Origin of the sequence: Raskinella chloraquaticus (SeqCode) (assembly GCF_021731865.1) — a bacterium.
GTDB classification, from domain to species: domain Bacteria; phylum Pseudomonadota; class Alphaproteobacteria; order Rhizobiales; family UBA4765; genus Raskinella; species Raskinella chloraquaticus.
Map to the genome: position 1 here is coordinate 61,221 of NZ_JAKFWN010000006.1, position 26,714 is coordinate 87,934.

22 protein-coding genes and 1 pseudogene are annotated in these 26,714 nt (G+C 60.4%); 11 read left to right on the top strand and 12 right to left on the bottom strand.

Annotated features, from left to right (window positions below; genetic code table 11):
• The first annotated feature begins 143 nt into the window (after window positions 1-143).
• A complete protein-coding gene (locus tag ACINK1_RS03155; protein WP_376802415.1) occupies window positions 144-2,252 on the top strand; it encodes a molybdopterin oxidoreductase family protein in 2,109 nt (702 codons plus the stop codon).
• Here ACINK1_RS03155 and purN read toward each other — a convergent pair.
• Together purN and purM are read right to left on the bottom strand one after the other, a co-directional pair.
• Window positions 2,239-2,844: a phosphoribosylglycinamide formyltransferase gene (purN, locus tag ACINK1_RS03160; RefSeq protein WP_376802416.1), complete on the bottom strand. Its 606-nt coding sequence runs from the start codon at window positions 2,842-2,844 to the stop codon at window positions 2,239-2,241. The two genes, ACINK1_RS03155 and purN, sit on opposite strands and share 14 nt — an antisense overlap.
• Window positions 2,841-3,908, bottom strand: coding sequence for a phosphoribosylformylglycinamidine cyclo-ligase (gene purM / locus ACINK1_RS03165; RefSeq protein WP_376802417.1), 1,068 nt, complete (start codon window positions 3,906-3,908; stop codon window positions 2,841-2,843). The genes purN and purM overlap by 4 nt, the downstream gene beginning before the upstream one ends.
• 141 nt (window positions 3,909-4,049) lie before the next feature.
• On the opposite strand from purM, the gene ACINK1_RS03170 reads away from it, so the two are divergent.
• The 5 genes from ACINK1_RS03170 (at window position 4,050) to ppx (ending at window position 10,310) form a co-directional block, all read left to right on the top strand.
• Window positions 4,050-4,619 (top strand): CDP-alcohol phosphatidyltransferase family protein, encoded by a 570-nt coding sequence (locus tag ACINK1_RS03170; protein WP_376802418.1) that lies wholly within the window; start codon window positions 4,050-4,052, stop codon window positions 4,617-4,619.
• Between the two features lie 92 nt (window positions 4,620-4,711).
• Window positions 4,712-5,788, top strand: a complete 1,077-nt coding sequence (locus ACINK1_RS03175) for an AI-2E family transporter (protein WP_376802419.1) — start codon at window positions 4,712-4,714, stop codon at window positions 5,786-5,788.
• On the top strand, window positions 5,788-6,477 hold the full coding sequence (locus ACINK1_RS03180) for a hypothetical protein (protein ID WP_376802420.1): 690 nt from the start codon (window positions 5,788-5,790) through the stop codon (window positions 6,475-6,477). Before ACINK1_RS03175 ends, ACINK1_RS03180 begins: the two co-directional genes overlap by 1 nt.
• 157 nt (window positions 6,478-6,634) lie before the next feature.
• Entirely contained in the window at window positions 6,635-8,779 is a 2,145-nt protein-coding gene (locus ACINK1_RS03185) for an RNA degradosome polyphosphate kinase (RefSeq protein ID WP_376802421.1), read from the top strand.
• Window positions 8,780-8,828: 49 nt separating this feature from the next.
• Complete coding sequence (gene ppx / locus ACINK1_RS03190) at window positions 8,829-10,310, top strand: exopolyphosphatase (protein ID WP_376802422.1); 1,482 nt, start codon at window positions 8,829-8,831, stop codon at window positions 10,308-10,310.
• 33 nt (window positions 10,311-10,343) lie between these two features.
• Here the strand turns inward: ppx and rnd are convergent, their stop codons facing one another.
• Window positions 10,344-11,507 carry a ribonuclease D gene (gene rnd / locus ACINK1_RS03195; RefSeq protein ID WP_395759967.1) on the bottom strand — a complete coding sequence of 388 codons (1,164 nt, stop codon included), beginning with the start codon at window positions 11,505-11,507 and terminating at the stop codon, window positions 10,344-10,346.
• 136 nt (window positions 11,508-11,643) lie between these two features.
• Between rnd and aspS the strand changes: the two genes are divergently transcribed.
• Complete coding sequence (gene aspS, locus ACINK1_RS03200; RefSeq protein WP_376802507.1) at window positions 11,644-13,416, top strand: aspartate--tRNA ligase; 1,773 nt, start codon at window positions 11,644-11,646, stop codon at window positions 13,414-13,416.
• A 19-nt stretch (window positions 13,417-13,435) separates the two neighbouring features.
• Here aspS and ACINK1_RS03205 read toward each other — a convergent pair whose 3' ends face one another.
• From ACINK1_RS03205 to ACINK1_RS03225, 5 genes are all read right to left on the bottom strand, one after another.
• Window positions 13,436-14,716, bottom strand: coding sequence for a D-Ala-D-Ala carboxypeptidase family metallohydrolase (locus tag ACINK1_RS03205; RefSeq protein WP_395759968.1), 1,281 nt, complete (start codon window positions 14,714-14,716; stop codon window positions 13,436-13,438).
• Window positions 14,717-14,841: 125 nt separating this feature from the next.
• Complete coding sequence (locus ACINK1_RS03210; RefSeq protein WP_376802425.1) at window positions 14,842-15,486, bottom strand: DUF2155 domain-containing protein; 645 nt, start codon at window positions 15,484-15,486, stop codon at window positions 14,842-14,844.
• 106 nt (window positions 15,487-15,592) lie between these two features.
• A complete protein-coding gene (locus tag ACINK1_RS03215) occupies window positions 15,593-16,147 on the bottom strand; it encodes a copper chaperone PCu(A)C (protein WP_376802426.1) in 555 nt (184 codons plus the stop codon).
• Between the two features lie 73 nt (window positions 16,148-16,220).
• A complete protein-coding gene (locus ACINK1_RS03220) occupies window positions 16,221-16,622 on the bottom strand; it encodes an NADH:ubiquinone oxidoreductase subunit NDUFA12 (RefSeq protein ID WP_376802427.1) in 402 nt (133 codons plus the stop codon).
• 209 nt (window positions 16,623-16,831) lie between these two features.
• Complete coding sequence (locus ACINK1_RS03225; protein ID WP_376802428.1) at window positions 16,832-17,728, bottom strand: PleD family two-component system response regulator; 897 nt, start codon at window positions 17,726-17,728, stop codon at window positions 16,832-16,834.
• Window positions 17,729-18,194: 466 nt separating this feature from the next.
• On the opposite strand from ACINK1_RS03225, the gene ACINK1_RS03230 reads away from it, so the two are divergent.
• The gene (locus tag ACINK1_RS03230; RefSeq protein WP_376802429.1) at window positions 18,195-21,953 is read left to right on the top strand and encodes a vitamin B12-dependent ribonucleotide reductase; all 3,759 of its coding nucleotides are present in this window, start codon (window positions 18,195-18,197) and stop codon (window positions 21,951-21,953) included.
• 207 nt (window positions 21,954-22,160) lie between these two features.
• Complete coding sequence (locus ACINK1_RS03235) at window positions 22,161-22,460, top strand: DUF6665 family protein (protein ID WP_376802430.1); 300 nt, start codon at window positions 22,161-22,163, stop codon at window positions 22,458-22,460.
• A 325-nt stretch (window positions 22,461-22,785) separates the two neighbouring features.
• On the opposite strand, the gene ACINK1_RS03240 is transcribed toward ACINK1_RS03235, so the two are convergent.
• Window positions 22,786-23,085: a glycine zipper domain-containing protein gene (locus tag ACINK1_RS03240; protein ID WP_376802431.1), complete on the bottom strand. Its 300-nt coding sequence runs from the start codon at window positions 23,083-23,085 to the stop codon at window positions 22,786-22,788.
• 100 nt (window positions 23,086-23,185) lie between these two features.
• Here ACINK1_RS03240 and ACINK1_RS03245 point away from each other — a divergent pair, with 100 nt between their 5' ends.
• Window positions 23,186-23,554 (top strand): CidA/LrgA family protein, encoded by a 369-nt coding sequence (locus ACINK1_RS03245; RefSeq protein WP_376802432.1) that lies wholly within the window; start codon window positions 23,186-23,188, stop codon window positions 23,552-23,554.
• Window positions 23,551-24,267, top strand: coding sequence for an LrgB family protein (locus tag ACINK1_RS03250; RefSeq protein ID WP_376802433.1), 717 nt, complete (start codon window positions 23,551-23,553; stop codon window positions 24,265-24,267). Before ACINK1_RS03245 ends, ACINK1_RS03250 begins: the two co-directional genes overlap by 4 nt.
• Window positions 24,268-24,299: 32 nt before the next feature.
• On the opposite strand, the gene ACINK1_RS03255 is transcribed toward ACINK1_RS03250, so the two are convergent.
• The 3 genes and pseudogenes from ACINK1_RS03255 to aat all read right to left on the bottom strand — a co-directional run bounded on the left by ACINK1_RS03255 (window position 24,300) and on the right by aat (window position 26,711).
• Window positions 24,300-25,271, bottom strand: a complete 972-nt coding sequence (locus tag ACINK1_RS03255; RefSeq protein ID WP_395759975.1) for an EAL domain-containing protein — start codon at window positions 25,269-25,271, stop codon at window positions 24,300-24,302.
• A 3-nt stretch (window positions 25,272-25,274) separates the two neighbouring features.
• A pseudogene (locus tag ACINK1_RS03260) lies at window positions 25,275-25,805 on the bottom strand (hypothetical protein); the annotation flags it as partial.
• Between the two features lie 270 nt (window positions 25,806-26,075).
• A complete protein-coding gene (gene aat / locus ACINK1_RS03265) occupies window positions 26,076-26,711 on the bottom strand; it encodes a leucyl/phenylalanyl-tRNA--protein transferase (protein ID WP_376802435.1) in 636 nt (211 codons plus the stop codon).
• Between the last annotated feature and the right edge of the window lie 3 nt (window positions 26,712-26,714).

The window sequence follows — 26,714 nt, forward strand, 5'->3', positions numbered from 1 at the left end:
GATGCAGCGCGTTTAACCGGCTGGCGCGACCTTGCACGCGTCATTTGACTGCGAGAATGTGTGATGTCGGCAGATCGCGTGTTGCATCCGACCAGCGGCAACAGGCGTTGCACTGCGCCGTGAAGCCGTGAATGATCAGGTCCATGAACGTCACCCAACGCTTGAATTTGCCCGCCGGTATGGCGACCAGGGCCTCTGTGTGCCCGCATGATTGCCCGTCGACATGCGCGCTCGAAGTTGAAATTTTCGATAGCAAACGTGTTGGTCGTATGCGCGGGGCTGCCGATAACAGCTACACGGCGGGCGTCATCTGCGCCAAGGTCGCCCGCTATGCCGACAGGCTCTACCATGCCGACCGGCTCACAACGCCGTTGAGGCGCGTGGGCGCCAAAGGCGGCGGCACGTATGCGCCTTTATCGTGGGATGCGGCGCTTGATGAGATTGCGGAAGCCTTCGTCAAGGCCGAGCAACGCCACAGCAGCGAGGCGGTGTGGCCTTACTTCTATGCCGGCACGATGGGGCTGGTCATGCGCGATGGCATCGAGCGGTTGCGCCATGTGAAGCGCTATTCGCGCCAGTATGCGACAATCTGCACGACATTGGCGTGGACCGGATTTGTTGCCGGCACGGGCAGGCTCGCGGGCAGCGACCCGCGCGAGATGGCAAAATCCGATCTCGTCATCATCTGGGGCACCAATGCTGCCGCGACCCAGGTCAATGTCATGACCCACGCGATCCGGGCGCGCAAGGAACGCGGCGCCAGGATCGTCGTCGTCGACATCTATCACAATGACACGATGAAGCAGGCCGATTTGGCGGTGCTGCTGAAGCCGGGAAGTGACGGGGCGCTGGCCTGCGCGCTCATGCATATCGCCTTTCGTGACGGCTTTGCCGACCGCGGCTATCTGGAGCGCTTCAGCGATTGCCCGACCGACCTTGAAGCACACCTTGCCAGCCGGACACCGCAATGGGCGGCGGCGATTACCGGCATGTCCGTTGACGAGATCGAAGCCTTCGCCGCCTTGCTGAAGGAGCGCCCGCGCGCCTATTTCCGCCTCGGTTACGGCTTCAGCCGGCAACGCAACGGCGCGGTCAACATGCACGCGGCACTCTCACTGGCTACCGTGCTTGGCAGCTGGCAATATGAGGGAGGCGGGGCGTTCCACAGCAATAGCGGCACGTTCCACTGGAACAAGCAGATGATCGAGGGGCTCGACCGGCTTGATCGCTCGGTGCGCAATCTCGATATGTCGCGCATCGGTGCTGTTCTGACTGGCGAGAGCGAGGCGCTTGGCAATGGACCACCGGTCACCGCCATGCTGATCCAGAATACCAATCCGCTTTCGGTGGCGCCCGATCAGACGACGGTCAAGGCCGGTTTTGCCCGCGATGATCTGTTCGTTGCGGTCCACGAGCAATTCATGACGGAAACGGCACAGGTCGCGGATATCGTCCTGCCGGCGACGATGTTTGTCGAGCATGATGATCTCTATCAGGCCGGCGGGCAGCAGCACATTCTGTTTGGCGGCAAGCTCGTTGAACCGCCGGGTGAATGCCGCAGCAATCACGAGGTGATATGCGCTCTTGCCAAACGGCTGGGGGCTCAACATCCCGGTTTCGATATGAGCGCGCGCGAACTCATCGACTGGACGTTGAAAGCGTCAGACTGGGGAAGCCTCGCTGAACTCGAGGACAAGCGGTGGATCGACACGCAATCCTCCTTCGAGACAGCCCATTACCTCAACGGCTTTGGCCATCGCGATGGAAAGTTCCACTTCCGGGTTGATTGGGGCCACGTCCCGGTCGCCAAGGCCGCTCTGCGCGTTGACGTCGAGGCGATGCCGGTGCTCCCCGATCACTGGGCGGTCAATGAAGAGGCATGCGACATCTACCCGTTGCGATTGGCGACCTCACCATCGCGGGCCTTTCTCAATTCGACCTTCAACGAGACGCAGACCTCGCAGCAGAAAGCCGGCGGGCGACCGGAAATCCTTGTTCATCCCGAGGATGCCAAGGCGTGTGGCATTGCCGATGGGCAATTTGTTGCCGTGACCAGCCCGCGCGGAGAGATTCGGCTGCATGCGAGGTTCTACCCCGGCACGCGGCGGGGCGTGGTGATCGCTGAATCGATCTGGCCGAACGCCGCCTATGTTGATGGCAAGGGTATCAACACGCTGACCGACGCGCGGGCTGTCGCACCGTTCGGCGGGGCTGCCTTTCACGACAACAAGGTGGCGATCAGGCCGGCGTGAATTTCGCCTTGCCCTCAAGCACCTGGCGCAGCGCTGCAGGATAGAGCTTGTGCTCTTCGCTGAGGACGCGAGCGGCAAGTGATGTCGGCGTATCGCTTGGCAGAATGTCGATTTGCGTCTGGGCGATGATCGGTCCGGCATCAACCCCTTCGGTAACGAAATGCACCGTGCAGCCATGATGGCGCTCACCGGCGGCAAGGGCTCGCGCATGGGTGTCGAGACCGGGGTAGGCAGGAAGGAGGGACGGGTGAATGTTGATCATCCGTCCGCGCCATTTTTCAACAAACCCGGCGCTCAGAATGCGCATGAAGCCGGCAAGACAGACAAGGTCGATGTGCGCTGCGTTCAATGCGGCATCGACAGCCATGTCGAATGCTGCCCGGTCGCCGCGATAGTTGCGGTGGTCGATGCTGTGCGTTGCAATCCCGTTGGCGGCAGCAAACACCAGCCCTTCGGCGTCGGGGTTATTTGACAAGACCAGCACGACGCGCCCCGGAAAGTCGGGCGCTTGTGCCGCTCTGACGAGGGCGGCCATATTCGAGCCGCGCCCGGAGATCAGAATCGCCAGGCGCTTTCCGGCCTCCTCTATCATCCAAACAGAACCCCGGTCGTTTCGACGCTTTTGCCTTTGCGTGCGACGATGCTCCCCAGGTGCACGCAGGGCTGGCCATTAGCTGCCAGAAGGCGGGTGATCTTTTCCGCCTCATCATGCGCGACCACCAGAACCATGCCGATACCGCAATTGAACGTGCGCAACATTTCCGTTTCACTCATACCGCCCTCGGCCTGCAGCCAGGCAAATACCGGCTGGTGCGGGATCGCCGACAGGTTGATCTTCACAGAAAGCGTCTCGGGCAGAACGCGCGGGATGTTATCGATGAAGCCACCACCGGTGATATGGGCCATGGCCTTCAGGCCGGCGCTTTGCCTGAGGACGGCCAGTAACGGTTTCACATAGATGAGCGTTGGCTCAAGGAGAGCGTCGCCGAGCGTCCGATCAGGCGCGAAAGGGGCGGGCGCGTCCCAGGGCAGGCCAATATCGCTGATGATCCTGCGGACCAGCGAAAAGCCGTTGGAATGCACGCCCGAGGATGGCAGACCCAGAACCACATCGCCGGGTGTCATGTCATCAAGGCGGGGTAAAAGACGGCCGCGCTCTGCAGCCCCCACCGCAAAACCGGCCAGATCATAGTCGCTTTTGGCGTAAAGCCCCGGCATCTCGGCGGTTTCACCGCCGATGAGCGCGCAGCCTGCCCGCCGGCAACCTTCGGCGATGCCGCTGACGATGGCACGGCCGACATCAGGTTCGAGGCGTCCGGTGGCAAAATAATCAAGAAAAAGCAGCGGCTCGGCACCCTGGACGATGATATCGTTGACGCACATCGCCACCAGATCGATGCCGATCGTATGGTGGCTGCCGGTCTCGATGGCGATTTTCACTTTGGTGCCGACGCCATCATTGGCAGCCACCAGAATGGGGTCGATGAACCCGGCCGCTTTGAGGTCGAAGAGGCCACCAAAGCCACCAATTTCGGCGTCAGCGCCTGGTCGCGCGGTCGAGCGTACAATATCGCGGATGCCTTCGACCATGGCATTGCCGGCGTCGATATCCACGCCGGAGGCTGCGTAGGTCAGGCCGTTCTTTCCCTTGGTCATTCCACGATCCGCTGGTGCTGCAATTGGCGCTCACCTCTAGGGTATCATTGGGCGCAGCGGAAGGGGAGGAAGGCGATCGGTTAGGGAAGCTGCTCGATTTTCCCGTGGAATTTGTCATAGTGGAGACAAGGGAGACCCAGGGTGAACCTACCGAACGCGCTGACACTTGGCCGGCTTCTGGCCGTGCCGATCGTCGTGTGGTTGATCGCCGCCGAGCGGTTCGACACAGCGTTCTGGTGTTTCGCCGCAGCTGGCGTCACGGATGCTATCGACGGCTATCTGGCGCGCCGTCTCAACCAGATCACGCCGCTTGGCGCTTATCTCGATGCGCTTGCTGACAAATTGCTGCTGATGAGCATTTATGTAACGCTTGCCGCCATCGGCGATGTGCCGTTATGGTTGGCAATCCTGATCGTTTTTCGTGATGTAATGATCCTGGGGGCTGTCGTGCTCGCCTGGCTTCTTGAGCGACCGATGACGATTGCGCCGCTGTTCATCTCGAAGGTCAATACCACCGCGCAGATCGTGGTTGCGGGGTTGGTGCTTCTGGCCCATGGATTTTCACATCACATCAATCCGGTTCTGCCTTGGATGTTTGCCGGATGCGGGCTGTTGACCGCGCTCTCCCTTGCCGCCTATCTGGCGCAGTGGATGCAGCATATGTCGGGGAACGGCATTGATCCGCCCGAGAGCGGCCAGGCGATGAGGTAACACAATCGCATGGGGATGATTTTTCGTTCCCATGCGTCAATGCGTGACCCGGATTGGGTGCGATGATGAATTCGTCGGGAGATAGAGAGGGCATGTCGCAACAGCGATTATGGTTCTGGCTGGGAATGGCGGCGCTGTTTGTCGGCGCCGTCTATCTGCTGCGTGACATGCTGCTGCCATTTGTCGCCGCGCTGGTGCTGGCCTATATGCTCAACCCTGTCGCCAACTGGTTGTCGCGGCTGGGATTATCGCGCACCTTGGCCGCTTTGTTCATCCTGTCGATATTTCTTGTTGTTTTCATTGTTGTGCTGATCGTGGTCATTCCGTTGATCGCTACCCAGTTTGCTGCCTTTATCGGTGCGCTGCCGGGCTATGTCAGCGCGCTGCACGGCTTTGCCATGCGTCGGCTGGAAGAGATGAACGACAATCCGATTGCGGCTTACATCGTCGGCAGGATGGGCGGCAGCGGGCAGGATATCAGCCAGCTCGTGTCGCAAGGGGCGGGCTGGATCGGTCGGTTTCTGGGCTCGCTCTGGTCGGGTGGCCAGGCGCTGGTGTCCATCCTCAGCCTGATCGTCGTGACACCTATCGTCGCCTTCTACATCCTGGTGGACTGGCCGCACATGCTGGCAAGTCTTGACAGCATCCTGCCGCGACGCTCGGCTGCAACCATACGCCTGCTTGCCAGCGACATGGACAAAGTGATCGCGTCCTTCATCCGCGGACAGGCGTGGGTGTGCCTGGCGCTCGGTCTGTTCTACGGCATCAGCCTGACTGCACTCGGGCTCAATTTCGGGTTGATCATCGGGCTTGGAGCCGGCGCCTTATCGTTCATTCCCTATTTTGGGACGCTTGTGGGATGTCTGACCGCTTTCGGGATCGGCGTCGTTCAGTTCTGGCCGGACTGGGTGATGTTGACGCTGATGGGTTTTATTTTCGTGTCAGGACACCTTTTTGACGGCTACGTCCTTCAACCGCGCATTGTCGGTGCCTCGGTCGGACTGCATCCGGTCTGGCTCATGTTTGCGCTTTTTGCCTTCGGCTCGCTGCTTGGCTTTGTCGGCTTGCTGCTTGCCGTTCCGCTCGCGGCCTCCATTGGCGTGCTGATCCGCTTTGCCATCATGCGCTACCGCCAGAGCGATCTTTTCGAGCCCGAGACAGCGGCGTGATGGCGTCATCGCAGCTGACGCTTCCCTTTACGCATGATCCGTCATGGCAGCGCAGCGATTTTATCATCGGCGAGGCAAACCGTCTGGCCGTGCAGACGATCGACAGCTGGCCGGATGGCTGGCCGGCACGAATTCTTCTGCTGAGTGGGCCAGCTGGCAGCGGCAAGACGCATCTTGCAGCCATATGGGCGCGGACGGCCAACGCCGTCATCCTTGACGCCGACCATCCCGACCCCTTCGCACTTGGTCAATATGGCATGGGTGCTGCCTTTGTGATGGAGATGGCGCGCCCGCAGATCGACGAGCAGGCGCTCTTTCATGTCCTCAACCGCATCAATGAGCGCCGCCAATGGCTGCTGCTGACGGCGCGCGCGGGCGCGCATGCCTGGGAGGTAACACTCGCTGATCTGCGCTCGCGGCTCACCAGTGCACCAAGTGTTGCCCTCGGCGAGCCCGATGACGCGCTTCTCGAGGCGATTTTGTTCAAGCTTTTTACTGACCTGCGGATGGAGATCGAGGCAGCTACGCTGCGCTTCCTCGTTACCCGCATGGAGCGCACGCCGGCCGCTGCGGGTCGCCTTGCCAAACGGATTGACGAATTGGCGCTGGTCGAGAAGCGGCGTATGGTGACGAAGATGCTCGCCTCGCGTGCGCTTGCGGTCGAGAACCGCAATATGGACGAGCGGTGATGCGACTGTCACATTGAGGGCCTAGGGAGGAAAAGCTGCGGATTTGCAGCGGAGCATCCGTAAAGGCCTCGCTATGTCTGATGAAATTGAAAAAGGACAGGTTAAGTCATTGGCAAGGAAGCAGGCACTTGTTCAGGCCGCCCCGGCGCCTGCGCCTATGGTTGATGTTGCGGCGCTGATGGCCTCGCCTGATCGTTTCGTTAATCGCGAGATTTCGTGGCTCCATTTCAATCAACGGGTCGTCGAGGAGGCGTCCAATCCGGTCCATCCTGTACTGGAACGGCTGCGCTTCCTGTCGATCTCGGCCAATAATCTCGACGAATTCTTCATGGTGCGCGTTTCAGGGCTCGTGGAGCAGGTCATCGAGGGCATCACGACGCGCAGCCAGGACGGGCTGACCCCGTCAGAGCAGCTGCAGAAGATCGGCGAGGCAGCGGGCGAGCTGGCGCGGGCGCAGCAGCGGCGGTGGACGGAATTGCGGGTCGAACTTGCGCAAGCGGGGATCGTTATCGTCGATGCCGCCGGCCTGTCGGACGAGGACAAGGCGTGGGTCGATCAGCATTTCATCAATCATATTTTTCCAGTCCTGACGCCAATGGCGGTTGATCCGGCCCACCCTTTTCCGTTTATCCCCAATCTTGGTTTTTCGCTCGCCCTGCAACTCAGCCGCATCACCGACGGGCGGGCGATGAACGCGCTGGTGCGTGTGCCGCTCAAGATTGACCGCTTCATCAATCTGCCGACGGTGGCTGGCACGAGTGAATTGCGCTTCCTCTCGCTTGAGCAGACGATCAGCCTGTCGATCGACAAGCTTTTTCCCGGCTATGCCATTAAAGGGCAGGGAGCGTTCCGTATCATCCGCGACAGCGATATCGAGATCGAGGAAGAGGCGGAAGATCTCGTCCGGGTGTTCGAGAGCATGCTGAAGCAGCGCAAGCGCGGCAACGTGATTCGCCTTGAGGTCGAGGCTGCCATGCCGGAGAGCCTGCGGGTGTTCGTCATGGAATCCCTCAAGGTGGCGCCTGAAGTCGTCTTTGATGTGGAAGGGGCGCTGGCGCTCAACGATCTGGCGCAGCTCGTTGGCGTTGATCGGCCCGAGCTTAAATTTGTTCCCTACACGCCACGTTTCCCCGAGCGCATTCGCGATATGGGCGGCGATTGTTTTGCTGCCATCCGCCTCAAGGACATGATCGTCCACCACCCGTATGAGAGTTTCGATGTCGTCGTGCAGTTCCTGCGGCAGGCGGCGGCGGACCCGGATGTCGTGGCGATCAAGCAGACGCTTTACCGCACATCGCGCGATTCCCCCATTGTGCGGGCTTTGGCGGAAGCAGCGGACGCCGGAAAATCGGTGACGGCGCTGGTTGAGCTCAAAGCGCGTTTTGATGAAGAGGCCAATATTCGCTGGGCACGCGACCTTGAAAAGGCGGGTGTGCAGGTGGTCTACGGCTTCGTCGATCTGAAAACCCACGGCAAATTGTCACTGGTGGTGCGCCGCGAGGGCGGAAATCTCGCCACCTATTGCCATATCGGGACTGGAAATTATCACCCGGTGACGGCGCGAATCTACACCGACCTGTCGTATTTTACGGCCGATCAGACGATTGGCCATGATGTCACGCGCATATTCAATTTCATAACAGGCTACGCCGAGCCAGCTGAACTTGAAAAAATGGCTGTATCGCCCTCGACGCTGAAGAAGCGCATTCTGGCTCATATCCGCGATGAAATCGCTCACGCCAAAGCAGGCCGGCCGGCGGCGATCTGGGTCAAACTCAACTCGCTGGTTGATCCTGTGGTGATCGATGCGCTCTACGAGGCCGGTCAGGCAGGGGTAAAAGTCGATCTGATCATTCGCGGTATTTGTTGCCTGAGGCCGGGAATTCCCGGGTTTTCCGACAATATCCGGGTGAAATCGATCGTCGGGCGGTTTCTTGAACATGCGCGGATCGTCTGTTTTGGTTCAGGCCACGGGCTGCCGCATCCCAAGGCGTCGGTTTACATCACGTCGGCTGACTGGATGCCGCGCAATCTCGACCGGCGGGTCGAGACCATGGTGCCGATCCTCAATTCCACCGTCCACGAGCAGGTGATGGGCCAGATCATGCTCGCCAATTTCAAAGACAACCAGCATAGCTGGAAACTGTTGCCGGATGGCTCGTCTCAACGTATTGAGGCACCCAAGGGCGAGGAGCCCTTCAACGCCCATCGTTATTTCATGACCAATCCGAGTTTGTCTGGACGTGGCAAGTCTCTCAAACTTTCTTCTCCGCGCAGCCTCGCCCAGCAGCGAACGGGATAAGATACCCGTCATTGATGGCGGGTTAGCCGATGAATTTGCACCCGGTCGCTTGCCAAACAGCAAGCCGATAGCGGTTATCGACATCGGCTCGAATTCGGTCCGTCTTGTCGTCTATGAGCGGCTGTCGCGGGCGTTGACGCCGGTCTTCAACGAAAAGGCGATGTGCGGCCTGGGAAAATCCCTCGCAAGCACCGGCAGGCTGGCTGATGAGGCGATCGCCCAGGCGCTGAGGGCGTTGCGCCGTTTTCGCCGCCTGGCTGAGCAGACCGGGGCGGTTGATCTCCAGGTGATTGCGACCGCCGCAGCACGGGACGCTGAAAATGGCGCCGAGTTCCTCACCCAGGCTGAGGCCATCTGCGGTGTGCCGGTTGAGCTGATTTCGGGCGAGCGGGAAGCGCATCTCTCTGCGCTGGGTGTTATTTCGGGGATTTGGAAGCCTGACGGGATGGTTGGTGATCTCGGTGGTGGATCGCTCGAACTCGTCGAGGTGAGCGGCCATGAGGTAAAGCCTGGTCTGAGCCTGCCGCTCGGGGGGCTTCGGCTGCGCGATGCCTCCGGAAAATCATTGAAGAAGGCTGAGAAGCTGGTGCGCGAGGCGCTGGACAGTGCCGATCTGCCGACAGGGGAGATGCGGGATTTCTACGCGGTTGGCGGCACGTGGCGGGCACTGGCGCGCATGCACATGATCCAGCGCGGCTATCCGCTCCATGTCATGCATGGCTATGTCGTGCCGGCGCGCGACTTCGTTGATTTCGCGCGCAACGTCCAGCGCGCTGACAATGATGTTTTGAGCGGCATCGAAGCTGTGGCCAGCGAGCGCCGGCCGCTGCTCTCCTACGGAGCGATGGTCATCGAACAGATTATACGCCGGTTGAAGCCGGAGCGTGTTGTTATGTCAGCGCTCGGTGTTCGCGAGGGGCTGCTTTATGAGCGGCTGTCGGCGGAGATGCGTGCACATGATCCGTTGCTGAGCGCCGCCAGCGAGTTGGGCACGTTGCGCTCGCGCTCGCCGCGCCACGGCGCCGAACTCATGGGGTGGACGGATCAGCTCTTCGCGCTCGTCGATCCTGGCGAGGATGATGATGAGCGGCGCTTGCGCCATGCGGCCTGTCTGCTCGCTGATATCGGCTGGCGGGCGCATCCTGATTATCGCGGTGAGCAAAGCATGAGCGTGATTGCGCATGCCGCGTTCATCGGCATTGATCATCCCGGGCGGGCATTTCTCGGACTTTCGGCCTTTTATCGCCATGCGGGCCTGGTGGAGGACCATTTATCGCCGCACATCCGTGAACTGATCGGGTCACGGGCGCTGCAGAGGGCGCGTTTGCTTGGAGCGGCGATGCGGGTTGCCTATCTGATTTCAGCATCGATGCCCGGTATCCTGCCCGATGTGCCGATACGTACAAAAGACGGGTATCTCATTCTCGATCTGCAGCGCAGCGGGCGTGGCGAACTGGCCTCGGAGCGCGTCTTCAACCGGTTGCGTGCGCTGGCACGGCTGTGTGGGCTTCAGCCTGAATGTCTGAGTTGACCGGGCGCCGGCGACCGGCCTGAGGTCAACCGATCAGATTTTGGCGGTGTTACGCTCGATCACGATGACCCGGTTTCGTTCAACCGCGAGCGCCAGTTCACCGCGCTTGAGTTTCAACGCGCGTTCGCCAAACAGGTCGCGCCGCCATCCCTCAAGCGCCAGAACGGGCGCCATATCATCATTGGCCAAGGCCTCCAGGTCATCAACGGTTGCAATAACTTTTGCTGCAACACCAGATTCTTCCGATGTTTTCTTCAACAATACCTTCAGGAGATCGACCAGCGGCTGCGCTGCCTGAACCGGGGCCTTGGCAGCTGGCAGAGGTGGCCAGGTTTCAGGCGGTTGGGATATCACCTCGTCGATGATCTTGATCATATCGGTTGCTGATCGCGAGCGCTCGAACCCCTGCGGCATGCCCCGGATCTGCTGCATGGCACCCTCGTTCCTCGGCATTCTGGCGGCAAGGTCAAGCAGAAGCTCGTCCTTGATGACGCGCCCGCGCGGCACGTCGCGCATCTGCGCTTCCCGCTCGCGCCAGGCGGCAAGTGCCATCAGAACGGCAAGTTCCTTTGGTGATTTGGGGCGTGCCTTGAGCCGGACCCACGCGCGATCAGGGTCCAGATCATAGGTGCCGGGCGCCGTCAGAACGGCCATTTCGCTTGATACCCAGTCGGCGCGCGCCCGCTTGTCGAGATGCTCCATGATCTTAGGGTAAAGCGCGTGCAGATGAACCACGTCGGCTGCCGCGTAGTCACGCTGCGCGTCGCTCAGCGGACGGCGTGCCCAATCGGTGAAGCGATGTGATTTATCGATTTTGGCGCCAACGAGGCGCTGCGCCAGCTGATCATAGGCAATCTGGTCGCCAAAACCCAGCACCATTGCCGCGATCTGGGTGTCGACGACAGGGGCTGGCATGACGCGGGCGCGATGCCAGATGATTTCGATGTCCTGGCGCGCGGCGTGGAAGACCTTGATGACGTCACGATTGACCATCAACTCGAAGAAGGGTGTCAGATCGATATCGTCGGCGAGGCTGTCAATCAGCGCGACCTCTTTGGCGCCGGCGATCTGGATGAGGCAGAGCTTCGACCAGTAAGTGGTCTCGCGCATGAATTCCGTGTCGACCGCAATGAAGGGTTCTTTGGCAAAGCGATCGCACAGGGCGGCAAGCGACTCAGTCGTGGTGATCCAGTTCATGCGCCAGCATAATGTGTTGGCACGCCGGCGCAAAAGCCTGTTTGCGACGTGGTGATGTGGCAACACGCATTGTTTGGCTCATGCCTTGACGAAGAGCCGCACGCATGCCCTTGTGCGCGCCGTTTCGGAGGCTCTCATGCACGCTTATCGCTCGCACACCTGTGGCGCCCTGCGCCCGACGGATATCGGCGCTCCCACGCGCCTGTCAGGCTGGGTGCATCGCGTCCGCGACCATGGCGGGGTGCTCTTCATCGATCTGCGTGACCATTACGGCATGACGCAGATCGTGTGCGATTCCGATTCAAAAGGGTTTTCTGCCGCCAACCTGTTGCGGGCGGAATGGGTGGCGCGCATTGACGGGCGGGTGCGGGCGCGTCCTCCCGGCACCGAAAACAACGAATTGCCGACCGGCGCCGTCGAGGTCTACGCCGATGACATCACCGTGCTGTCGCAATCGGAAGAATTGCCGGTGCCGGTGTTTGGCGATCTTGATTACCCGGAGGATACGCGCCTCAAATTCCGCTTTCTCGATCTGCGTCGCGAAAAACTGCACAAGAACATCATGACGCGCGTTGCAGTCGTCGATTCCATGCGCCAGCGCATGAAGGCGGCCGGCTTCAATGAATTCGCCACGCCCATTCTGACGGCCTCCTCGCCCGAAGGCGCGCGCGATTTTCTGGTGCCGAGCCGCATCCATCCCGGCAAATTCTATGCCCTGCCGCAGGCGCCCCAGCAATATAAGCAGCTGATGATGATGGCCGGGTTTGACCGCTATTTCCAGATTGCGCCATGCTTTCGCGACGAGGACCCGCGCGCCGACCGTCTGCCGGGCGAATTCTACCAGCTCGATGTGGAAATGAGCTTTGTCGAGCAGGAGGATGTGTTTGCGGCGATGGAGCCGGTCATTCGCGGCGTTTTCGAGGAATTCTCAGGCGGACGGGCGGTGACGCCCTCACCCTGGCCGCGCATTCCCTATGCAGAATCGATTGCGAAATACGGCTCTGACAAGCCGGATTTGCGCAACCCGATCATGATGCAAGACGTTTCGGAGCATTTCCGGGGTTCGAATTTCAAGGTTTTCGCGCGGATGCTTGAAGACCCCAAGAACCGCATCTGGGCCATTCCGGCCAAGGGTGGTGGCAGCCGCGCCGTGTGCGACCGGATGAATTCATGGGCGCAGAGCGAGGGCCAGCCGGGGCTGGGGTATGTGTTCTGGAAGGAAGGTGCAGGTTCTGGTCCGATCGCCAATAATATCGGGCCTGAGCGCACAGAAGCGATCCGCACAACGCTTGCCGTTGGCGATGGCGATGCCGCCTTCTTCGTCGCCGGCGATCCCGAAAAATTCTACAAATTCGCCGGGCTCGCCCGCACCAAGGTCGGCGAAGACCTGAACCTCACGGACAAGAACCGCTTCGAATTCGCCTGGATCGTCGATTTCCCGATGTTCGAGTGGAACGAGGAAGAGAAGAAGGTCGACTTCTCGCATAATCCCTTCTCGATGCCGCAGGGTGGGCTTGAGGCGCTCAAAACGTTGGATCCGGTGACAATCAAGGCGTTCCAGTACGATATCGCCTGCAACGGCTTTGAACTGGCCTCGGGCGGCATCCGCAACCACAAGCCCGAGTCGATGGTGAAGGCCTTCGAGATCGCCGGCTATGGCGAGGAAACCGTCATCGAGCGCTTTGGCGGCATGTACCGTGCCTTCCAGTACGGTGCGCCGCCGCATGGCGGCATGGCAGCCGGCGTTGACCGTATCGTCATGCTGCTGTGCGACGCGCAGAATTTGCGCGAAGTTGCGCTCTTCCCGATGAACCAGAAGGCCGAGGATTTGCTGATGGGCGCGCCGTCGGAAGCAACTCCGAAACAGCTGCGCGAGCTACATATCAGGCTCAATCTGCCGCAGGATTGATGATGGCCGGTATCGGTTGTCAGCGTGTTTTTGCAGCGCTGTCACGCAGCGCAAAATAACCGCCGCACCCCTGCTTCCAGTCGCGAGCCGTACCAATATCGATATGCACCAGATTCGGGTGGCAATACTGGCCGACCCCGCCCATGCCCGGTATCTGCCGCGCCACCTTTGCCAATTCGCCGGCCGAGACGCCCGGTATCATCAGATCGGCTGCCTGACAGCGGCGGTGGAGGGAGCCGCGGCGTCCGCGGTCGCGTAAACCTGAGGTGACAAGGGGTTTTTGGCCATAACGCTGCTCGATGCGATGGATGAGATCGACCAGAGGCGGGGGAAAGCAGGAGGCTTCCACACTTTCCTGCTGCAATGCGTAGGGAATGCCAAAAGGCGTTTTTAAAGTGATGGCGGGCTGGATGGGTGTCGTCGGAGCGGCCTGCAAGGGCGGGGTGGCGCGCGTAACCGGTGGTTCGGGCACAAGGGACGCCAGGCGGATATTGCCCGCTTGCGGGTCGATCAACACGTAATTCTGGTTTTCTTTGCGGGAACCTTCCTGCAGGTCCTCCTGAGGGCGCGGGGCGACAGGCGGTGCGGCTGACAAAGGCGCCAGAGCGAGGGCTTGTCTGATGCCCGCCGGATCAGCGGATTTGTCGTTTGCGGCAGGCGCGGGCTGCACTGCCAGGGGTGTTGTTGCTGCGGTCAGGCTTGATTGCGGGCTTACAGCGGCAATACGCGGGCGCGGCAGGGGGCGGGGCACAATTGCCGGAACGGCCTCCTCCTCCTCGTCATCCTCCTCGTCATCCTCGCCGGTTGTCGCGGGCACCCTGGCGAAGGGCGCCGACGCGGCTGGGTTTTGCGGGGCCGGCGCCGTGACACCGGTCGCGGGCGTGACGGCGCTATCGATGGCGGCAAAAGGTGCAGGTTCACGCCGTCGCTCGTCAGCTGGCGCATAGGCCAAGATGATTGGCACGAGGGCGGTGGTCGCCTTGCCGGATTTAACCCATTCACCGGGTGAGGCGAGCCGCATCCGCTGGTTCCACACGGCGTCAACAGAGGGGCGGCCGACGGCGTGCAGGAAGGCGGCGTCTTCCTCATTTTGCTGAGTGCTCCTGCCCGCAGCGGCACTCACGGCGCTCGATTGGTCATCAGGTGACGGGATGATGGATGATGCAGGCCCTGTCGGGGCGAGGGGCTGCTCGCCGACAAGAAGCAAGGGTGCCGCAAAAAAGGCCGCTGCCATGGCGCCTGCGCCCAGGAGCCACAAGCCCAAACGTCCGGCGACCGACACGGATGTCACTGCTGTCACGCAATCCCCTGCATTGAATGTCGCTCTGTTCCCTGCGGCTTGCGAGCGATCCGCTATCAATACCCCACGCAGTTTTGCCTATGGCAGATGTAAGGCCAATCTGTGGCAGCAAACCGGTCGCCGGGTCATCGTCGTGGTGGCAATTGGCTGGGATCGAAGGGAACGCCGGGTTGGATCGCCGGAGCGCGAGGACGTGCCGGCTGCGATGGTGGAATCGGGTTCTGGGGCGCAGGTTGGCTCTCTGTCGAACCGGCGAGCGGTGAAGCAGGCTGCTGACCGATCGGCACCTGGCGACGTGGTGTCGGCGGCGCGCCAGGAGATGGCAGGGCAGCGGGCGAGGCGGATGGCTCGACATCGCCTTGATAGCCGGGTTGTACGCCGGGCGCCGGCAGCGCAATCGCCGTTCCCTTGCAGTCGGTCAGCCAGACATCGTAAATTGCATGCTCGACCGCGTTGAGCCCCGGGCTGGCGGCGAACATCCAGCCATTGAAGATGCGTTTGACTTCGTTTTTGAGGGTGATTTCCTCGACCTCGACGAAACCGGTCGTCTGCGGCTGGTCGGTCACAGCGCGGGTGAAACAGGCGCGTGGCGTTACCTGAAGCGCCCCGAACTGGACGGTTTCGTTGAGCTTCACCTCGAATTTGATGATCCGCCCGGTAATCTTGTCGAGACCGGCGAATTCGGCAATCGGGTTTTCGACGCGATTCTGGGCCAATGCGGAAACGCTGGTTGCCAGCATCAGCAGACAGCCTCGCAACAGTGCATTCATGGCCTGCAGATCCCTGTGGCGGACGCGCGATGACGCCCCGTGGTCGGCGCTTGTGGCAGCCGGCGATTAACACAAGCATTGCGGCTGGCAAAAGGCGCAAACTGGCTCATTGTTTGGGATGGCTGGCATGCGAGGCGCTTCCCGCCCCGATTGAGCGCACGGCGAATTCGATTTCGAGCCGACCGGCATGTTCAAACACCAGCGTCGCCTTGCGCTTCTGGCCTTCCGTCAGGCCGCGCTCCAGCTGCATCAGCATGAGATGATAGCCACCGGGTTTCAAGTCAACCGTAGCGCCGGCGGGAATAATCAGCCCCGGTTCCAGACGACGCATCCGGGCAATCCCGTTTTCCTCGGTTGATTCGTGGATCTCCACGTGGCCAGCACCGTCAAAATCCGCAGCGATAAGGCGGTCTGGTTGTTGTCCCCGGTTGGCGATCCGCAGATAGGCGCCAGCCACCGGCGCATTGGGCACGGTCGCGCGCGACCAGGGCGATGAGATTGTCAGTGAACCCAGCTGGTAGGATTGCTCGCCGGCAACGAGCGGGGTGCCCGCGCCGTGCTGATGTTGGGCGAGTGCTGCGCCGGGCGTTGCCAGAACCAGCAGCGCTAATGACATCACGATAATGCAGACGTTGCGCCGGACTGCCAGGGCTGGTGACATTTTGAACGATCCTTATGCAAACCGCGCCACGTAATCTCGTGGAGCCCGTGACAGGAAGCGGCGAACCGTGGGGTTATTTGGGTTCCGGCGACCAGGCGCTGTAATCGCCGGGTGCTTTCGGGCGCTCGCCGCTGGCCAGAATCGACCCCGAGGGGCGGTAGGCCATGGCCGTGCCGGTCTGATTGGGCAGATGCGGCTTTTCCCATTCCCTCGCTTCATAGCTGGCCGAGGGTGGCTCATCGACCGTATGGGTCATCCAGGCATGCCAGGCCGGCGGCACCTTCGAGCCTTCGGCTACACCTTGATATGTGACCCAGCGCCGCTCGCCCTGTCCGGCATAGAGTTCGCCTGCGCGATAATAGGTGTTGCCGAAATCGTCGCGGCCGACAATTTCAGCGCCGGCCTTCCACAAGGTGAAGCGCGTGCCGATGGTATTGCCGGTCCACCAGGCGAAGAATTCTGTAAACATGCCCATGCGCGGCTCTCCGAAATGCCAAACCCCGCTTTAGACGCGGTAAGCCGGCCCTGTCCAGAGTAGGTGGCAATAAACTTTCATCAGATCGGCATTCAGCGCTTCAACATAAGGTCAACCGCAGGCGGCCTTACGGGCTGGATTGACGAGGGGTTTACGCTTGCGACCGGTGATGACGGTCTGGAACGCACCGCGATGGAGCGGGATGCGCCTTAACCGCCCCAGATATCCTTCCAGCGCGAGAGGCCTGAGCCGCCCGGCTGGCGTTTGGCTGTTTTCAATTCGATCTTTTCGCGCGACCCCTGGCGGGCAGCACGAGCGCGCGCCTCGTTTTCGGCCGCAACCTTGGCGCGCTGGCGCAGCAGGCGATCAAGGGTCGGCGAGCGTTCGAGGCCTTTGATGATCTTTGCCTTGTCGGCCTGGTCAAGAGGGGCGATCTTCTGCTTGGGTGTGGGGGCGGTCTGATCCGCTTCCGCTTCCTCGGGGCCAGGCCTAGCCTGCGAGGCTTGCTCGGAAGAGCGCATCTGCTGGATGATCGAGGGCAGGCGATCCTTGGCGCGCTGGGCGTCGAGAGCGGTGTTCACGCCGTCAATCACATACTGACTGTCGAGGGCAACCAGCGCGCGATCATCGCGAGCGATCCATTCGATCCGCTGGCGCAAGATGGCTGGCGACAGCGGTTTGACGAGAACCGCATGGGCGCCGACGCGCAAGGCGCCTTCGACGGCCGAGCGTGTGGCGCTACCGGTAATGACGATGATGGGAACGGCACAGAGCGGCGCCATCGATTGGTGACGCATGATCTTGATCAGGCCGTGGCCGGACATGTGCTCCATCTTCCACTCGCACAAAACGAGATTGGGTGGCTCCACGATCATGTCGCGCAAGGCAGCAACCGCCGAATCGTAGACCCGCAAGCGCTTGGGCCGCATCTGCTGGATCATGGAGCGGAGAATCGTCTGCATCGTGCGCGAGGGATCAACGACAACGATATTCATCTGCTCCACTGCGACGCCGAGGGCGGCATTGGCAAGCAGGGAATTGTCGTCCCTTGCCGCGTCATTGACAGGCGGGGCGGCGTCGAATGGCGTGTTTTCTGTGTCGAACATGGCGTGAGTTAAACACAGAGGTTTTCACCAAGACTTTCATATTTTGCTCGAATTTTAGCGATCGCGACGCCCCGCGCCGGTGAGCGGGTTCAATCATGACGATTTTATGGCAACGGGGACTAGCCGTCGTTAAGCGACTCACGGCATGATGGAAGAAGAGATTAGAAGCTGCGTGTCACGACCCCGTGAGCCCCTTCGTCTCTACCATTGGTAGGGTCTTGTTAACGATTTCACACTACATCTTGTGTTGTCCGACGAATTGAGTGAAACTCCTGATTCTGAGGAACAGCCGATCCAACGAGCGTCGCACCGCACTGTATGAATAGTGGGGATGACGGGAGTGGCGGCAAAATTCAGGCGTAGCGGAGCCAATTCCGCCACGAAAAATGTCTAAAATAAAGCAACCACGCTGTCAGGGGTCGGTAGCACCTGTCATGGGGCTATCTGTGCCTAAGGGGAATTAAGAATGCGCATTGAACGCCAATTCACCAAGAGCAATGTTCCGGTTTACGATCTGCTCGATTTTCGTACTACCGTTTCCGAAATCCGCAATCCTGACGGCTCGGTGGTGTTTCGGCAGGATAATCTTGAGGTTCCCTCAAGCTGGTCGCAGGTGGCTGCTGACATTCTGGCGCAGAAATATTTCCGCAAGGCCGGTGTTGCCGTCGCCTTGAAGAAGGTCGAGGAAGAGCGCGTCCCCTCATGGTTGTGGCGCTCGGTGCCAGATGAGGAGGCGCTGGCTAAGCTGCCTGAGAATGAGCGCTATGGCAGCGAACATTCAGCCAAGCAGGTCTGTGACCGGCTTTCGGGCACCTGGACGTATTGGGGTTGGAAGGGCGGTTATTTCGACAGCGAGGACGATGCGCGCGCCTTCTTTGACGAGATGCGCTATATGCTGGCTGCCCAGCTCGCCGCACCCAACTCACCGCAATGGTTCAACACCGGACTGCATTGGGCTTATGGCATCGATGGGCCGGGGCAGGGACATTATTACGTCGATTTCCAGACGGGTGAACTCACCAAGTCGCGTTCAGCCTATGAGCATCCGCAGCCGCATGCCTGTTTCATCCAGTCGGTCGCCGATGATCTGGTGAATGAAGGCGGCATCATGGATCTGTGGGTGCGCGAAGCGCGCCTGTTCAAATACGGCTCGGGTACCGGTTCCAATTTCTCGGCGCTGCGCGGCGATGGCGAGAAACTGTCGGGCGGCGGGCGTTCATCGGGCCTCATGTCCTTCCTCAAGATCGGTGATCGGGCGGCGGGCGCCATCAAGTCGGGTGGCACGACGAGGCGCGCCGCCAAGATGGTGGTGGTGGATGCCGATCACCCCGATATTATCGAGTACATCAACTGGAAGGTGCGCGAGGAGCAGAAGGTGGCCTCGCTCGTCACCGGCTCTAAGATCAACGCCAAGCATCTCAAGGCCATCATGAAGGCCTGCATCAATTGCGACGGACCGGGGGATTCATGCTTCGATCCAGAGATGAATCCGGCGCTGAAGCGCGAGATCAAGGCTGCCAAAAAGGCGATGGTGGCGGAAAACTATATCCGCCGTGTGATCGAGTTTGCCCGTCAGGGCTACAAGGACATTGATTTCGATATTTACGATACGGATTGGGATTCGGAAGCTTACCTCACGGTTGCCGGGCAGAATTCCAATAATTCCGTGCGTGTCACCGATGACTTCCTGCGCGCGGTCGAAACAGATGGCGACTGGGCCCTCAAATGGCGCGCCAATGGCAAGGCCAAGACGACGCTGAAGGCACGTGAATTGTGGGAGACGATTGGCCATGCCGCGTGGGCGTCGGCTGATCCCGGCATTCAGTATCACACGACGATCAATGACTGGCACACCTGTCCGGCATCGGGCGAGATCCGCGCCTCCAATCCGTGCTCGGAATATATGTTCCTTGATGACACGGCTTGCAATCTGGCGTCGTTGAACCTTTTGGGCTTCAGGGGTGGCGATGGCCGTTTTGACATCGCATCCTATGAGCATGCCTGCCGGTTGTGGACGGTCGTCCTCGAAATTTCCGTGCTGATGGCGCAATTCCCGTCACGGGAAATTGCCAGGCTCTCCTATGAATACCGCACGCTGGGGCTCGGCTTTGCCAATATCGGCGGCCTGCTGATGTCATCTGGAATTGCCTATGACAGCCCTGAGGGCCGCTCGATCTGCGGCGCCCTGTCAGCGATCATGACCGGCATTTCCTACGCGACGTCGGCTGAAATGGCGAAGGAGCTGGGGCCGTTCCCGCATTTCGCGCCCAATCGCGAACATATGCTGCGCGTCATGCGCAACCATCGTCGCGCCGCCTATGGCGCGGTGACGGGCTATGAGGGCCTGCAGACGCCGCCGGTCGCCCTTGACCATGTCAATTGCCCCGACAGCCGGCTCATCGACCATGCCCGGCAGGCCTGGGACCGGGTGCTCGACCTTGGTGAACAGCACGGTTTCCGCAACGCCCAATCAACCGTGGTAGCGCCGACCGGAACGATCGGCCTGGTCATGGATTGCGATACGACCGGCATCGAGCCGGATTTCGCGCTGGTGAAATTCAAAAAACTGGCCGGTGGCGGTTATTTCAAGATCATCAACCGGGCCGTACCGCAGGCGCTGATCACGCTTGGCTATAATGAGGAGCAGGTCACCCAGATCATCGCCTATGCGGTAGGACATGGCAGCCTCAAGGACGCGCCCGGCATCGACCAGGCGTCGTTGCGTGCCAAGGGCTTCACCGACAAGGAGTTGACCGCAGTCGAGAATGCGCTGGGTGCTGCCTTCGATATCAAATTCGTGTTCAACCGCTGGACGCTGGGGGATGATTTCCTTACGCAAACGCTGGGCCTCAGCGATGATCAGCTCGCCAATCCGGTGTTTGACCTCTTGGCCCATCTTGGCTTTGGCAAGCGCCAGATCGAGCTTGCCAACATCCATGTCTGCGGAGCGATGACGCTTGAGGGCGCGCCGCATCTGCGGGTCGAGCATTACCCGGTGTTCGACTGCGCCAATCCGTGCGGACGTCTGGGCAAGCGTTATCTCTCGGTCGACAGCCATATCCGCATGATGGCGGCCTCCCAGCCCTTCATTTCAGGCGCCATCTCCAAGACCATCAACATGGCGACTGATGCGACCGTTGAGGATTGCAAGAACGCCTACATGCTGTCGTGGAAGCTGGCGCTCAAGGCCAACGCCCTTTATCGCGACGGCTCCAAACTGTCGCAACCCTTGTCGTCATCGCTGATTGCGGATGAAGATGAGGAAGACGACCTCCAGGAGGCGTTGTCGTCCGCCCAGCCGGCGGCAGCACGCGCCGCCGCACTGTCGGAAAAGGTGGTGGAGCGTATCATCGAGCGTCACATCCGCATGCGTGAGCGTCTGCCGGACCGGCGCAAGGGCTATACGCAGAAAGCCATCGTCGGTGGCCACAAGGTCTATCTGCGCACCGGCGAATATGAAGACGGGCGTATCGGCGAAATCTTCATCGACATGCACAAGGAAGGCGCTGCCTTCCGCTCGCTGATGAATAATTTCGCCATCGCCATCTCGCTTGGTCTGCAATATGGCGTGCCGCTTGAGGAGTATGTCGATGCATTCACCTTCACCCGTTTTGAGCCGGCGGGTCTGGTGCAGGGCAATGACATGATCAAGAACGCCACGTCGATCCTCGACTATGTGTTCCGCGAACTGGCGGTATCCTATGTGGGGCGCACTGATCTTGCCCATGTCGTGCCGGAAGATCTGCAACCCGACACCATCGGTGGCGGTGTCAGCCAGGGGCGCAGCGATCAGCCGGTGACGGCGAAATCGATGGTCTCCAACGGGCTCACGCGTGGCAAGATCACCAACCAGCTGGTGGTGGTACCGGGCGGACAGGGTGGTGGCAGCGTCACGGCGCTCAAGGCATCCTCGGCCGTGCGCCCCTCGGGGCAGGTGGCGACAGCGTTGAAGGCGGACATCTTTTCCTTTGCAGATGAACGCGAAGCTGAACAACGCTATGAGGAAATTACCGAACGGACCGCCCCTCGTGCCGAAGCGCTGCCCGCCAAAACCGCGCCTGCGGGCGCGCGCGCGACGCAGGCTGAACTCAGTCAGAAGATCGCCGCTGCCCGCATTCGCGGCTATGAGGGCGAGAGCTGTCCGGAATGTGCCAATTTCACCCTGGTGAGAAATGGTACGTGCCTGAAATGCGACACATGCGGCGGCACGACCGGCTGTTCGTGAGATCGCAGGGTTCAGCTCCGGAATGGGAAGAGGCGGATTTTCCGCCTTTTTCTTTTGGAGCGTGCTGCGAAAAAGTGGCGGCCGGTTTGTCGATCACAGCCGGTGTGCACAATAAGATCAGGGCGGGCTGCGATAGCGCGTCAACGCAATTTGCTTCAGGCCTGCGAGGTGCTTGAATGCGTCGTTGTTTCTTGGCAGCCTCCCGCCATGCCCGTCAAAGCTCCGATTACCACACTTGATTATGAGCTAGCTGAAGAACAGGCCGGTACGCTTGGCAGGCTGGGCCGGGAGCTTGTTCAGGCTCTCGCGGCATTGCGGCAGGAAGTTGATGGGGACCTCAAGGTTCGCCAACGCCTGACGGACAGGGCCGGGGAGATCCTGTGGATGTTTCTTATCCAGCGTGAGGCAATAGGTCTGCGTGACGAGCGGGCTGTCTTCCGCGCTTACAGCGTGCCGGCGGCGGTGATTGCCAGAATGGGCGTTATGCCCGGTGCACGGAGCCTCTGATCCGCGGCCATCGAAGCTTAAACCTTGCCTTAACCGGCTTCAGGCACGATCCGGAGTGAACTTGCCGCCCAAGGACCGGGCCTTATGACCAGTCCTGGGGTACGCAATGAGTGTTTCCGTAATAAGTTCGACCGTTCCCTGCGCTTCATGCGAGCAGGAAGAGCGGCAGAAAAACATTCGACAAAAACAGGATGTACAAGCAACGCGCGAGGCTGCTGCAACGAAAACGGCTGAGCTTGCTGCCGGGGTTGGACAGAGGCTCGATATTTCCGTTTAAGCGACAGGCAGCGGGCCCGTGGACCCGCGCCCGCTTCGCGTTATGTGATCAATAGCCGCGACAGGTGCGGGTAATCGGGTCGCCGTACTGATCGACGAGCGGACGCCCGCGCCGATCATAAACCTGGCATTGGGGTGTCGTTCCAGCGCCGATCAAAGCGCCACCAGCACCACCAATCGCTGCACCAATCAGGGCGCCGCCGCCCGTCCCGGTTGCCAGGCCGCCAATCAGGGCGCCGGTCGCAGCGCCAACGCCGCCGCCGACAACCGCACGGTCGCCCTGCGGCGAACCGGTCGTGCACCCGGCGAGCACCAGAAGCGCTGCACAGGCAATAGCCAACTTACGCATGTTTTTCTCCTCAAAACGAAGGCGTCAACGACTAAATTCTCTAGCTATCAATTTTGGTGGCGCCAAGGCAAAACGCGCAAGCTGCCATTTATCATAACGCATGAGGGGCGAAATGGTTCTGCATGGTTTTGTTTTTTTGGTGATTGCCCAGCTCGCAGGTGAGAGTTTGGCGCAGCTCCTGTCCATTCCTGTACCCGGGCCGGTGATGGCGGTTGCAGCCCTGGTTGCGCTCTTCTGGGCACAGGGTCTGGTTCCTGCCGCTGTCGGAGAGGCGGCGGATGTGTTGCTGCGTCATCTGTCTTTGCTGTTTGTGCCGGCCGGCGTTGGCGTCCTGCAGCATCTGCCGCTGGTGCGTGCCGAATGGTTCGTCATCGTCGTTACCGTCGTCGCTTCGACGCTTCTGACGATGACGGTTACCGCGCTGGTCTTCTCGTTGGTCGTCAAGCATGTCGAAGAGGGCCAGTCATGAGCGGCCATTTTAATCTTTGGGTTTATCTTTCAGCCTCGCCGCTCACCTGGCTTGGCGTGACGCTGGCAGCCTATCTGGTGGGTGATACCATCTCGACGGCGACAAAACGCCATCCCATGGCAAATCCCGTCCTGATCGCGGTCGCGCTGATCAGCGTCCTGCTGGTCACGACCGAGACCGGGTACGGCGCCTATTTTCAGGGGGCGCAGTTCATCCATGTGCTGCTTGGTCCGGCGACGGTGGCGCTTGCCATTCCGATGGTGCGAAATCGCGACCAGATCATCCGCCACTGGCGCGCCATGGGGCTGGCGCTCGGCTGCGGCGCATTGACGGGCGTCGTGACAGCCATTGTCCTTGCCAAAGCGTTGGGCGGCAGCGAACTTCTCGTCCGCTCGATGGCGCCGAAATCGATCACCGTGGCGATTGCAATGGGAATTTCACGCGAAAATGGTGGAGAACCGGCGCTAACGGCTGCACTTGTCATGTTTACAGGCGTGTTGGGAGCCGTCGCGGTCACGCCTTTGATGAACATGCTCGGCATCAAGGACTGGCGCGCGAGGGGTTTTGCTGCCGGCCTTGCCGCCCACGGGCTCGGCACAGCGCGGGCGCTTTCGGTTCATCCGATCGCCGGGACGTTTGCCGGCCTCGCGCTTGCCATGAACGGGCTGATGACGGCGCTGGTGGCGCCTGTGTTGTTGCGCTTACTGCCTTAGAGCAAATCACCAATAGAGAGCATGCTCGAACCTCAAGCCGCTTCAGCGTGGGCGGAATTTGATCCCATGGGCGGTTGTCCTTCCGCCGGTGCAGGCGCGCTCGCGACCTGTGACGACGGGGCGCTGCTGGCCGCGATCAACGCCAGGTACGCCTTGCCTGCCAGTGGCTTGGCAAAAAGATAGCCTTGGGCAAAATGGACGCCTCTATTGCGCAAATAGTGCAGTTGTTCCCCTGTCTCTATGCCTTCAGCAACAATTTCCATCATCAGTGACCGGCCGAGCTCGATCAGGCTGTCGATAATCGGCGAGCCGGTGTTGGAGCTGGTGATAGTGTCGATGAAGAGTTTGTCGATCTTGATCTGGTCCATGCCGAGCGTCTGCAGGTAGGCAAGCCCGCCATGGCCTGTGCCAGCATCGTCAAGGGCAACCTTGCATCCCAAATCCTGCAATCCCTTGATGGCAAGCTTGGCACGCGCCAGATTGGGTAGAGGATAGCGCTCGGTGACCTCGAAGACGAGCTGGCTGTAGCGCATACCACCGGTTGAAAAAATATGGCGGACGTCGTTGACCGTGGCGAAATCGGAGAAGTGATCGGCGAAGAGGTTGATTGCCATCTTCAGTTGCGGCTGCGTTGCATACACCGCCCCGACCTCATCGCGCACCTTGTTCATCAGGCGTTTTGTCATCTCAACCGCAAGCCCTGATTCCTCTGCCTCGCGGATGAAAACTCCGGGTGGCACGATGGAACCGTCAGCCTTGCGCCAGCGGATCAGGCATTCGCAGCCGACAAGCGCACCAGTCTGTATGTTGAAGACCGGCTGGTAATAAGGAATGAATTCATCGCGCCTTATGCCGCGGGCGATAGCGTCCTCCACGGTTGGTCGGCGCCAGATGGCCTGCGCGATGATGAGAAAAAACAAGACCCCCAGCAACCCTCCGCCAAGATCGACGATGACCGAGAGAATACGGGCACTTTCAAGCGCGGTTTCCATGGCGACGTTCATGGAAACGTGGATTGGAAAATGCTCAGAGGCCGCGACTGCGGACAGCGTCGGCGCGCTGTGTCGGCGGTCAACCGCTTTGGTCTTCCCGTCCCAGACCGGCAAGCGCGCGATCATTGTTCCATCGTCGAATGCGAGCAAGCCCACGATGTTGTGCTTCCATTCGGCCGGCACGTAATCCAGTCGCTGGAGATCAAGAACGATGCTGGCGATCAGCATTCTGTCGCCGTCGGTGAAACTGACATTAAGCAGGCTGCGTCCGGCATCGCTGACGGGACTGAGGGCCACCGCCAGATTTTTCTGACTGGCAGGGCGAAAGCGCGCGCCGAGATAGTTGCCGGCGGGAATTTCACTTGAACTGCACAGGGTGCGCCCGTCCGGGCCAAGGATCAGGATGTTTTTGGCTGCCCGCGCATTAAAGGCTGCGGCTGACAGTCGGGATCGCTCATTGGAGCCGCAGGATGCGTGCATGATATCGCTGACGCCAGCGATCACGTCAGCCGCTTCCGACAGCAGGCCGTCAATATGGGTGAGGGTGCGCTGTGCTGTCTATTCAAGCCGCTGTTCGGCAACATTAAATGTGTGGGTCCGCAACACCCAGCGCATGCCCGATACAGGCGCCAAGGCCAGTACAATGGCACAGATCAACAGACCTAAATTGATAATGGCGGCTCGCACCGATCCCCCCTTGCGGCGAGATAATGCCTGCAAGGCGATTAAATTCTGCTTAAATGGTTTTGGTTGAATGCGGTGGGTACGGCAGGCCTTGGTTGGTGGTGGCCGCCATTTTCCGTCAGGCGACGAATTTTACGGTTTATGCGCATTGTCGAGGGCAAAGAAATCCGCCTGGCGCGAGATCGCTGCGCGCAGGTGTTGCTGATACTCGACCTTGGTGATTTCAACGGCGCCGAACCGGGACAGGTGGTCGGTCAGGAACTGCGCATCAAGCAGATGATAGCCTCCCGCCTGCAGACGCTCGACAAGATGGACCAGCGCCGCCTTGGAGGCGTCGGTCGCGCGATGAAACATGCTTTCGCCAAAAAAGGCAGCACCGATCGCCACACCATAAAGCCCCCCGACGAGCGCGCCGTCGCGATAGCACTCCACCGAATGGCAATACCCGCGCCGATGCAATTCGCCATAAAGATGGCAAATGCGCGCATTGATCCAGGTGGAGGGTCGGTCAGGGGCGCGTTCGGCGCAAGCTGCGATCACCGCGTCAAAAGCGGTGTCGACGCGTAGCTCGAAGCCCGCCGTGCGCAGGGTGCGACGAAGGCGGCGCGGGACGTGAAAGCTCTCAAGCGGCATAATCCCGCGCTTTTCCGGTTCAAGCCAGAAGAGGCCTGGATCATCAGCGGAATCGGCCATTGGAAACATGCCGACCGCATAGGCTCTGAGCAGGATATCTGGCGTTATCGCCGCATCGCCCGATCCGGCCGACATGGA